The following is a 9,129-nucleotide window of genomic DNA, read 5'->3' as shown; positions in this document are numbered from 1 at the left end:
CAGCGGACCTTCATCGTCATCCCCGCAAAGGGGGCGACATCATCTCGGAATCAGGGGGCGAGTAATTCTCGGAACAGGGGGGCGGCATCATTTCGGAATGAGGGGGCGGCTTCCCTCGGAATCAGCACGACCGCTGACGATCGTCACTTCTGAGGACAACGCCCTGCGGCATCCGCCGATCGCCGACTGTTCCCGTTACGACCAACTGAGGAACTTCCATGCAGCGGCATGACATGATCGACGCGATGCGCGGACTTGGACTCAAAGGGATGGCCGGCGCGTTCGATGAGGCCGTCACCACTGGGCTTCAGCGCCAGCGCACGACGATGGAGATACTGACCGATCTGCTGCGCGCGGAGGCAACGCACCGCCACGCCGCCTCGATCCGATACCGGATGGCGGCCGCCAAGCTGCCGGTGGTGAAGGACCTCGATGCCTTCCACTTCGAGGGGACACCGATCAACGAGGGGCTGGTCCGTTCGCTGCACAGCGGCGCGTTCCTGCCCGCATGGCGCAATGTCGTCCTGGTCGGCGGCACCGGCACCGGCAAGACCCACCTAGCCATCGCCATCACCGCCAATGTCGTTCGCGCCGGGGCGCGGGGGCGTTACTTCAACACGGTCGATCTGGTAACCCGCCTCGAAGAGGAGGCCCGGATCGGCAAGAGCGGCGCGCTTGCCTCCCAGCTCTCCCGGCTCGATCTCGTGGTTCTGGACGAGCTTGGCTATCTGCCGTTCGCCCGTTCAGGCGGGCAGTTCTGCTCCATCTGGTTAGCAAGCTTTACGAGCAAACCAGCGTCGTCATCACCACCAATCTGGCGTTCGGGGAATGGCCCACCGTGTTCGGCGATCCCAAGATGACCACCGCTCTCCTCGACCGCGTCACGCATCATTGCGACATCATCGAGACCGGCAATGACAGCTGGCGCTTTAAGAACCGAAAGTGATCTCCGCTGCACGCCGGGATTAAGATGCTTTGCGCTGCGCGCGCCTCCGGTCGGGCTGCGCCCTCCCTACGCCGCGCGCAGCGCAAGGCGCGTTCCTCGACCGTCGTGCCATCTTTGAAAGGGGGTCCCTTTTGCGCGCCGATCGGGGGTCCCGTTTCGACGCCGATTGACAGCGCGGATCCTGAAGCTTGACCGGTGCGGTGCCCATAGCTTGTTGGGCCAGGGTAGGAGCGGCAGTAGCCGCAAGGCCGATAGCGGTTCCACCGATAACCCCGCGCCGTGTCGCTCCATATTCCGTCATAGCAATCTCCTTCGTTGCGAACGTAACGGATGGATCGCCATTCAGTTCGCTGCACTGCACAAAAGACCGTTATACAGTTCGCCGCTCACTTAGCGCGACGTAATCGCCTGTTGTTTGCGGCAACTTTGCTTCGGTAATGTCTAAGGACGCCGCGCGTGTTGGTGAGTGGCGTTGTCCCCAGCATTCCTGTCATTATTTTGTTTTGCAACTCGATCATCGCGCGGACTTTCTCGCTTACCATAAGTTCGGCTTCAGCGTTTGCTTCGGCGCCACCCGTTGCCAACCGGGCAATCCGCATCGTCATCACAGTGCTGGCTTCCGCGCCCAGCATCCAGAAATCAAATCCTGCTTGCATCCATGCGTCATAGCTTTTGATCATAGACTGGCTCCTTGGTCAGCATATCTATCTCGAACGCCGGATCGTCTTTTGTGACCCATTGAAGCGGTTCGATGCGTGACGCAGCCATCTCGGCATCTGTCGGCAAACGCAGCAGCTCCAGCCTGTCGCCGGTCCAGCCCACTAAACCGATATGGGCAAAGGCCTGAAGCCACCCTTCCATCGGCCACTTTTCCCAGCGTGCGTGAAACTCACGCGCATTACGCACAATATCGGCTACATGCTGGACCGGCGGCTCGTAGCTGTCGTGATATTGATGACAGGCAATAGCTTCTCCCACGAATAACAGCTTCAGACCTCTCCGAGCCGCCCTGAAGCCGAAATCTGTGTCCTCGGCGCCATAGCCGGTAAACCCTTCGTCGAAGCCACCCAGCATCTCAAAGGTCGATCGGCGCAGTGCGAATGCGAGCGACCAGAACAGCCCGGCATTGGTTTCTTCTCGCACGCCCGTTTGCGGAAATGAGCGGACCGGATGCGCCCGGCCACGCCCCAGCAAGTCTGCCTCATTCCACGAACCACGCGCATCATCTGGTCCAAGATAACGAATGTCTGCGCAGAGAAGGGAATCATGCTCGCTGAGCGTATCGGCCAGAAGACCGATACAATGCCGCATGGGGATGCAATCGACATCCAGAAATACGAGTTTGTTATGGCTGGCGAGCGAAGCGGCGCGGTTACGGGCCGCTGCCAGTGGCAGACCGTTGGTCTCGAACCGATCGATATGCACGTGGAATTGAGCCGATGGGAACGCAACCGGATCATCGCTCATATCGACGATGATTAGCTCATCAGGTTGATGGTCGCTTCGACGCAAACCCTCCACCAGCTGCGACAGATGAGCGCTGCGATTGCGGACAATCGTGAGAACGGAAACGCCCATCAGCGACGCTTCCACAAGTCGAGCCGGTACTTATCCTTGCGCTCGGACAGTTCCACCTCAAAATCCAAGCCTAGCTCTGTCCATAGGGCTTCAACCGCCTCATCCCCGCTATGGGGATAATCAGTCTCGCCGGTATAATGAACGAGGATCACGCGACCGCCAGGAGCTACGTGATCGCGCAGCCATTCGCTTGCGCGGTCCAGGTCCACAAGGCCCCAATAATAGGCGACTTCCGACAGAACCACGAGATCGAAAGCCTCAACATCCGGCGTCTCCTGCGGAAATGCCATCTGGGCGAGCGTCACACCGGGACGATCGCCCACCCGCTCGCGCGCTTTCGTAAGTGCCTTGGTGCTGATGTCGATCGCCAGCAGGCTATCGCACATGGGCGCCAAATGGCTGGTCAGCACACCATGCGCGCAGCCGATCTCTAATGCATGGGCATAGCGGCGATCTGCCAGCACATCATGGGTATGCGCGAATTTGGCCGCCTCGTAATCGCTTGAGGCCAAATTCCATGGATCATCGTCTGAGCCAAATATGTCGTCAAAATATTTGGCTGTCAGGCTTGTGCCGGTCATCGGCGGTCCTTCCTCACTGTCAGTATGTCCCGTGCCGGCATGCGCAGCTTCTCGCGCGGCAGCCGGAAACCATCGCCCATGACCGGCGACATCTGGCTACGATGGGCAAGAAGGGCGTGCCGCCGCCGCCCGACAGGCATCGCAGGCGTGGCGATCCGCCGCGCAAGCCGGGGCGGATCACTCCAAACATGATAGGCAAACAGCGAGACTGGGCGCTTTGCCCTGCGCGAAGCGGCCTCGGCAAGCCGGTAGGCCGCGACATGATCGCAATGTGCCTCGCTATGATCGGATACAGCGATCGCATCGATCCGGCGCCAGCGGATGAAAGCAGCAAGGCGATCAGCGTCACGTGCAAAGGCTTTGCTATCGGTAGGGTAGGGGTGAGCATCGCGCCACCCCATCCATATCTTCGGGATCGCGGCGGCTTTGATCCTACCAAGGGCGTGACCGGCTTCCCTGCGCCGGGTCATCGCAATGCGCGGCGTACCTTCAGGATGTGATCCCATTCCGTCGGTAAGGAAAACGATACCGCCCAATCGATCGCTGGCAGCACAATGCGCAATCAGTGCGCCAGCCCCAAGCGTCTCGTCGTCAGGATGGGGTGCCAGCACAAGCCAGCGCGCTTGCGACCAGCAGCTCCGCATCAAGGGTTCGGCTGTCACCACAGACGGTCGCCATCATTCCAGATGTCATGGTCGAGCAGTGCCTTGGCGGCTTCATCGCGAGCATGATCTGGGCCGGCCTGCCGCAAATAGAGGGATAGGTCGCGGATGATCTTGTCGGCGCGCTGTCCGTCAAAGGCGCTTTGTGTACCCAAAATCCGGGCTGCGGCCTCCATGACGGTGAACCCGGCATTTTCGACGATACCGCGGGTCAGCCGGGCGATCGCGACGGCGTCGTCATGACCCGATGCAAAACGCTGCGCGGCCTCAGCTACCCAGAAGCCGGCGGTTCGCACCGCAACGACTGCATCCGCAAACCGGGCACGCTGGATCGGATCCTCGCGCGCGGGGTCGCGCATGGCGCGGCGGATTTCCGCGACAAGCGCCTCGATCCCGCCCAGCTGGGCCGCACAAAAGCGCCAGGCGCCAGCGGTGAAACGGGGATCGCGATCATAGTCACCCGGCTCACCCAGCAGCATGAGAGACTCAACCGCCATACCTTCCAGGCAATAGCGTCCACTCACGCTTGCGCGCATCCCACGCACACGCCATCCCGACAGGTCAGTGCGGGTTTTGTCATTGGCAGGCACAATGGCTAGGCGACGTGCCTGCCCCTCGCTGGCGGCCGTGACAAGCGCATAGTCGAGCCCGCCAGCGCCGCTAGCAAACATCTTTTCCCCAAGAAGTGAAGGAGTAGCTTCTGATGTCAGTCGAACGCCAGGAGGGGGCTCGGTCGCCCAAACTCCGAACCATGCCCCCCGATCGAGGACATTTGTCAGCCAACGATGCTGATCGGGCGTCCCATACCAGTCGAACAGCGACATTGCATTGACATGGCCCTCATACAGGCGGCCAATGCTGAGATCGCCGCGACCGATTTGGCGTAAGGCCTGCGCCATCGCGCGGGAGCGATCACTATCATTCTCGAAGGCTTCGCCTCCAGACGCCTTTGGCGCAAACCAGCGATGATGTCCACTTTGGATCAGGGCCGACATGCTTTCGGTCGGGAAGTTGGGTGCCGCATCATAGCGCGCGCCAAGCGTCGCCAATCGAGCGACTATATCGATCGTTCCAGGAGCCTGTTTCTCAATATCGGCGATCACGCGGTACGGCTCCTGTGTGACGATGGTGCGGCGGTTAGGTCATGCAACCAGCGGGCGGCGGCTTCCGCCCCGCCTTCGTCTGTCAGGCAGACAGGCCAGTGCTCGGCCTGATTGATCGCCAGATCGATCAGGCCTGTCCAATCGCTTGCCTGGGGCCAGTCAAAGCGCACGATAGCGCCGCCTACTGCCGCCAGCCTTCTTGCCTTTGATACCTGCTCGTTGAACGGGCGATGCTCGGGCAGGCAGATGAATGGACGGCGCGCCGCCAATACGGCGCTGACGACTCCGTCTCCGGCGGCGCCGATGACCACCGCTGCGGCCGCGATCTGCGCATCGGCGTCATCGACCCATCCACGCAGTTCGAGATTATCCGGCAGCGAGCTAGGCACAGTACAGGGACCGATGATGCGGAACTGCCGCTCAGGAGTAGATCGGGCAACTTCCGCCAACCTTTCACCGTCAGAAATGCCGCCTCCGCGCCCCAGGACGATCAGTATGTCTCCATCGCGTCCATTCTGACTAATTGACGCGGGCCGGATGATGCCGGGAGCGTAAAAGGTCTTTTCCCGGACCCATGTCGGGATGTCGTCATCGTCCAAGGCTTCGTGGAAAGGAGCAAGAAGAGCAGTCGCACCGCGAAAGGCATCGAGATGCGCCGTATCGAGCCGAGTGCCACTCAAGCGGACATAGATCGTGGGCACCGATGCGAGGCGGGCCAGCATAGCCACTTCAGCTGATACATCGACCACCATCAGGCTTGGCCGCGACTGTGCTATCCACAGCGCCATCATGGCTGTGCGCTGCCGAATGCCTTCGTGATCCAGCGGTGCATAATGCAGCGACGAAGGCCGCTCGGCATGGTCAATCCCAGCGAATCCTTCATTTAGCCGGTCATCGGGGAGGTCGAGGAATGGGAGATTTCCGGTCTTGCCTGTCAGCCCGGTCCCTAGCAGAGTGATACCGCCCAGCGACTGACCAATCGCGATCGCTCGCTGTCGATGGCCGTCGCCATGATGGTGGACATAATAGCCGATAGGGCGGCTCACGGGGCCACTACCAGCTCTGGAAGCGGCATATCGCAGGGCATCGGCGGCAAGGCACGTTCGGCCTTTATATAAGCCTCTGCGCTCATGTCACGCCTGGCCTGAAGCCGCCATCGTGCGCGTTCCTCCCAGTGCGATAAGCTAGGAACGGAAGGTATGTCCCCGAATGCCGCGCAGTCTATCCACCGCTGCATGTCGGCCGCCATGCCGCCATCGGCGCGGCCCACGGTACGGGATGATGCGCGGGTCCATACCGCATTGGGGTGAATGAGCTTGCCGCCGGCCTCGATTGCCGCTTCTACCAAGGCACGATCCTCGCCGGTGGGGAGGAGCGGAACACCGCCTGCACGAAGGTATAGATCGGCTGATAAGGCTAGGCTCGCTCCGGTGTGATCGCCATGCCGGGGCGGCATATCCCATTCGACCGGATCGATCGCATCTTCGATCGCGCGCACGGCCTGCCAATAGGCATCGAAGCGGCCGCGAAGAGCGAAGATTGCCGGCGCCTCAGCGGCCTCCAGTTCGTCCAGTTCGATCCGTCCGCCAATGATCCGATCCGGTATGAAATGCGCGAGGTTGGCCTCCACCCAATCTGCCGGAGGCCGGCAATCCGCATCTGTCGAAATCAGCAAACCGCCAGAGCCGACTATTTCAGCGCCAAGATCCATCGCGGCACGGCGAGCTGAACCCGCATGAGCTAGGGCAGGTTCGAAATTTCGCTCGATGATTTCAAGCATGAAGGGAGCGCGGAAGCGTAATGCGGCGTCAACGGCAGCGGCGCGAGTGGTATCCTTGGTGTTATTAACGCAGAGTGCGACGGCAAACGGGGTTTGGGTCGTTTGCTGGGTCAAAGCTTCGATTAGACGACCGATATGCTCGGCTTCGTTGCGTGCAGGTACGCATACACAGGCCTTCGGTGTCATGCGAAATTGGCAACAAGCGGGAGGGCCACGTCCGGTTCATTGGCGATAGCCACCGGCGCTACGGCAAGCTGCCGATAGAGAGCCTCATATTCGTCGACCATGCGCTGCGCATCGCAGTATTGCTCAGCATGGGCCCTGCAGGCGCTGCGATCGAGCACCGACGCTGCAAGCGCTGCCGATGCGAGAGACGCCACATCATCCGGCTCGGCAATGACACCACAATCAGGACTTAGCAGCGCGGGGACACCGCCACGCCGGAAAGCAGCAACCGGCGTACCGCAGGCCAGCGCTTCAGCTACAACCAGACCATAAGGCTCCTCCCAGCGCGGCGTGCAAAGCGCGGCGATCGCACCTCCAACAAGCTGGGAAAGCTCACTGTGGGAAAGATGCCCGACATGCTGGACATCGCCCCCCAGTCGGGGGGCGATGGCTTCATCGAAATAGCTCTGGTTCGAGATCGGCCCTGCGATCCGCAGAGGCAGCCCAGCCAATCGGGCAGCATCGATCGCATGATCCAGCCCCTTTTCTGGGACGATCCGGCCATACCAGACCAGATACGGTTCTGTGTTGGCGACAGGCTGATACGGAAAATGGGTGAGGTCAATGCCGTTGGGAATAACCTGATCGGTATGCGCAACATGGCCCCACATTTCGGCCGTTGCCTCAGAAACGGCCACATAAATCATCGGACCGCGATTAAGCCGCACCCCGCTCTCCAGCCAGCAGAAGGGCGGCGTATGGAGCGTGGTCACGACAGGCGTAGTCAGAGTGTCAGCCATGCTAACAGGCAGATAATGAAGGGAGTTGTTGTGGATGACATCGAACGAGCGAGATCGCAGTTCGGTCATCAGCTCAAGATAGGCATGGTGTTCGCGGAAGAAAGCAACATCGTTAGCCTCGTCAATGCCAGTTTCGAGGAGTGAGGTTTCATCGCAGATTGCCTCGACGCCAAGCGCTGGGTCGGAGCGGGTAGATGCAAAAAGCGTGACATCATGTCCACGTTCGCGAAGGGATCGCGCGAGCATGTGGGTGTGCATCTCAAGCCCGCCCGCGAACGGCTCGGAAATAGGATATTTCAGGTGAGCGATGATTGCTATGCGCATTTTGCCTCCCTGACACGATGTGCAAGAAGAGCCATCAGTCTGTTGCTTAACGTTGCTAGCGGCTAAACTTTCCCATCCCGACCAGGTCGGAACGAATAAATCTGATTGATAAAAATCATACGTCACAGCTTCTGCAGCAGCCATGGCACCATATTACTATGAAGCCTCGGTGCGCCCTGCTGGCGGGTAGTGGCGGGCCTGATATTTTTCTAATTTCCAATTCCAGAAGAACAGCTTCAACTACCCTTCGCCGCTTTGATCGCGCCCCTGTTTCAAAGCGCTTTCTCCAGCCGCGAGAAGGCTGCGCCCTGTCGCTACAGCGGCTTCAGCCGTCAATGTGATCGCTATACCATCGGGTCCGTCCAAGACGACATAGCCGTCTTCAACTGTAGCGACGCCCGCATCGGCAAATGGTTCGACAGCTGGATTATCATGCATGGGCGATCTCCATCGCAGGTTATTGGGTTGATGGGCTCTGGCCCAAATACAAATAATGAGGATCAAAATCCCCGCGACGCGCCAGCGCTTCGCGGTCGCTGATCTCGACCAATGAGGCGCGCATGTTGCAAAGGCCAGCCTCGCGAAGCTGACGGAACGCTCTATTGGTGTGAACGGTCGTCAGGCCGCAGATTTCCGCGATATCGCTTTGGGTCAGACCAAGCGCAAAACGGTGGCCATCGGACAGCTTGACGGCTTCCAAACGAGCATTGGTCTCACTCAGAAAATGCGCAATACGGCCTACAGCGTCGAGGCGACCAAGGCGGAAGAGCCAGGCGCGATGCAAAGCCGCGTCGATCAAGGTTGAAAACCAGAGCTTACGGGCCAGGTCAGGTCTTGGATCCAGAATATCTTTGAGCGCACTGTGCGGAACAATGGCTATTGAAGAAGCTGTGAGCGTACCAATAGAATGATCCAGTTCGCGCATCGGGTAGGCGTGAAGATCAATAAACTCCCCTGGCACATGTATCGCAACAAGTTGCCGCAACCCCTTCCTGTCATCGATATACCGGGAAATAATCCCTTCCAAAAGGAAGGTGCTGACCGAGACATTTTCCCCTGCTTCAATAATCGTCTGGCGCGAATTGACTGACCGAATTTCACTTATCGCGCCTTCCAGCAACGATCTCTCCTCCAAGGTGAGTTCGACACCGCGCCGATTTACGAGAAAGCGATCTAGAAACATGCTTGGG

The 9,129-nt window shown here is 59.7% G+C and carries 10 protein-coding genes and 1 pseudogene; 1 reads left to right on the top strand and 10 read right to left on the bottom strand.

The window, feature by feature from the left end; translation table 11 throughout:
- Nucleotides 1-218: 218 nt before the first annotated feature.
- Nucleotides 219-946, top strand: a pseudogene (gene istB / locus BRX37_RS23705) (IS21-like element helper ATPase IstB).
- A 386-nt stretch (nucleotides 947-1,332) separates the two neighbouring features.
- On the opposite strand, the gene BRX37_RS23700 reads toward istB, so the two are convergent.
- From BRX37_RS23700 to BRX37_RS23655, 10 genes are all read right to left on the bottom strand, one after another.
- Nucleotides 1,333-1,626, bottom strand: a complete 294-nt coding sequence (locus tag BRX37_RS23700) for a hypothetical protein (RefSeq protein ID WP_063975911.1) — start codon at nucleotides 1,624-1,626, stop codon at nucleotides 1,333-1,335.
- A complete protein-coding gene (locus tag BRX37_RS23695) occupies nucleotides 1,610-2,524 on the bottom strand; it encodes a glycosyltransferase family 2 protein (RefSeq protein WP_081260914.1) in 915 nt (304 codons plus the stop codon). Before BRX37_RS23695 ends, BRX37_RS23700 begins: the two co-directional genes overlap by 17 nt.
- Nucleotides 2,524-3,105, bottom strand: coding sequence for a class I SAM-dependent DNA methyltransferase (locus tag BRX37_RS23690; protein WP_125989781.1), 582 nt, complete (start codon nucleotides 3,103-3,105; stop codon nucleotides 2,524-2,526). Before BRX37_RS23690 ends, BRX37_RS23695 begins: the two co-directional genes overlap by 1 nt.
- Nucleotides 3,102-3,749 carry a PIG-L deacetylase family protein gene (locus BRX37_RS23685; protein ID WP_125989790.1) on the bottom strand — a complete coding sequence of 216 codons (648 nt, stop codon included), beginning with the start codon at nucleotides 3,747-3,749 and terminating at the stop codon, nucleotides 3,102-3,104. The genes BRX37_RS23690 and BRX37_RS23685 overlap by 4 nt, the downstream gene beginning before the upstream one ends.
- Nucleotides 3,750-3,763: 14 nt before the next feature.
- Nucleotides 3,764-4,870 (bottom strand): acyl-CoA dehydrogenase family protein, encoded by a 1,107-nt coding sequence (locus BRX37_RS23680; RefSeq protein WP_164522517.1) that lies wholly within the window; start codon nucleotides 4,868-4,870, stop codon nucleotides 3,764-3,766.
- Nucleotides 4,867-5,916, bottom strand: coding sequence for a glycosyltransferase (locus BRX37_RS23675; RefSeq protein ID WP_125989779.1), 1,050 nt, complete (start codon nucleotides 5,914-5,916; stop codon nucleotides 4,867-4,869). The genes BRX37_RS23680 and BRX37_RS23675 overlap by 4 nt, the downstream gene beginning before the upstream one ends.
- Nucleotides 5,913-6,836: a glycosyltransferase family 2 protein gene (locus BRX37_RS23670; RefSeq protein WP_125989777.1), complete on the bottom strand. Its 924-nt coding sequence runs from the start codon at nucleotides 6,834-6,836 to the stop codon at nucleotides 5,913-5,915. The genes BRX37_RS23675 and BRX37_RS23670 overlap by 4 nt, the downstream gene beginning before the upstream one ends.
- Nucleotides 6,833-7,939 (bottom strand): glycosyltransferase, encoded by a 1,107-nt coding sequence (locus BRX37_RS23665; protein ID WP_125989775.1) that lies wholly within the window; start codon nucleotides 7,937-7,939, stop codon nucleotides 6,833-6,835. Before BRX37_RS23665 ends, BRX37_RS23670 begins: the two co-directional genes overlap by 4 nt.
- 240 nt (nucleotides 7,940-8,179) lie before the next feature.
- The gene (locus BRX37_RS23660; RefSeq protein WP_125989773.1) at nucleotides 8,180-8,377 is read right to left on the bottom strand and encodes a hypothetical protein; all 198 of its coding nucleotides are present in this window, start codon (nucleotides 8,375-8,377) and stop codon (nucleotides 8,180-8,182) included.
- A 19-nt stretch (nucleotides 8,378-8,396) separates the two neighbouring features.
- Nucleotides 8,397-9,122: a Crp/Fnr family transcriptional regulator gene (locus BRX37_RS23655; protein ID WP_063975940.1), complete on the bottom strand. Its 726-nt coding sequence runs from the start codon at nucleotides 9,120-9,122 to the stop codon at nucleotides 8,397-8,399.
- Between the last annotated feature and the right edge of the window lie 7 nt (nucleotides 9,123-9,129).

It is taken from the genome of Sphingomonas sp. S-NIH.Pt3_0716 (genome assembly GCF_003950715.1).
GTDB classification, from domain to species: domain Bacteria; phylum Pseudomonadota; class Alphaproteobacteria; order Sphingomonadales; family Sphingomonadaceae; genus Sphingobium; species Sphingobium yanoikuyae_A.
This window is presented reverse-complemented; position numbering and strand designations above follow the sequence as displayed.

Excerpts from the sequence above, each read along its gene's own strand:
- BRX37_RS23685 (WP_125989790.1), bottom strand. The coding sequence starts at position 3,749 with ATGCGGAGCTGCTGGTCGCAAGCGCGCTGGCTTGTGCTGGCACCCCAT.
- BRX37_RS23700 (WP_063975911.1), bottom strand. The coding sequence starts at position 1,626 with ATGATCAAAAGCTATGACGCATGGATGCAAGCAGGATTTGATTTCTGG.
- BRX37_RS23655 (WP_063975940.1), bottom strand. The coding sequence starts at position 9,122 with ATGTTTCTAGATCGCTTTCTCGTAAATCGGCGCGGTGTCGAACTCACC.
- BRX37_RS23660 (WP_125989773.1), bottom strand. The coding sequence starts at position 8,377 with ATGCATGATAATCCAGCTGTCGAACCATTTGCCGATGCGGGCGTCGCT.
- BRX37_RS23695 (WP_081260914.1), bottom strand. The coding sequence starts at position 2,524 with ATGGGCGTTTCCGTTCTCACGATTGTCCGCAATCGCAGCGCTCATCTG.
- BRX37_RS23665 (WP_125989775.1), bottom strand. The coding sequence starts at position 7,939 with ATGCGCATAGCAATCATCGCTCACCTGAAATATCCTATTTCCGAGCCG.
- BRX37_RS23670 (WP_125989777.1), bottom strand. The coding sequence starts at position 6,836 with ATGACACCGAAGGCCTGTGTATGCGTACCTGCACGCAACGAAGCCGAG.
- BRX37_RS23690 (WP_125989781.1), bottom strand. The coding sequence starts at position 3,105 with ATGACCGGCACAAGCCTGACAGCCAAATATTTTGACGACATATTTGGC.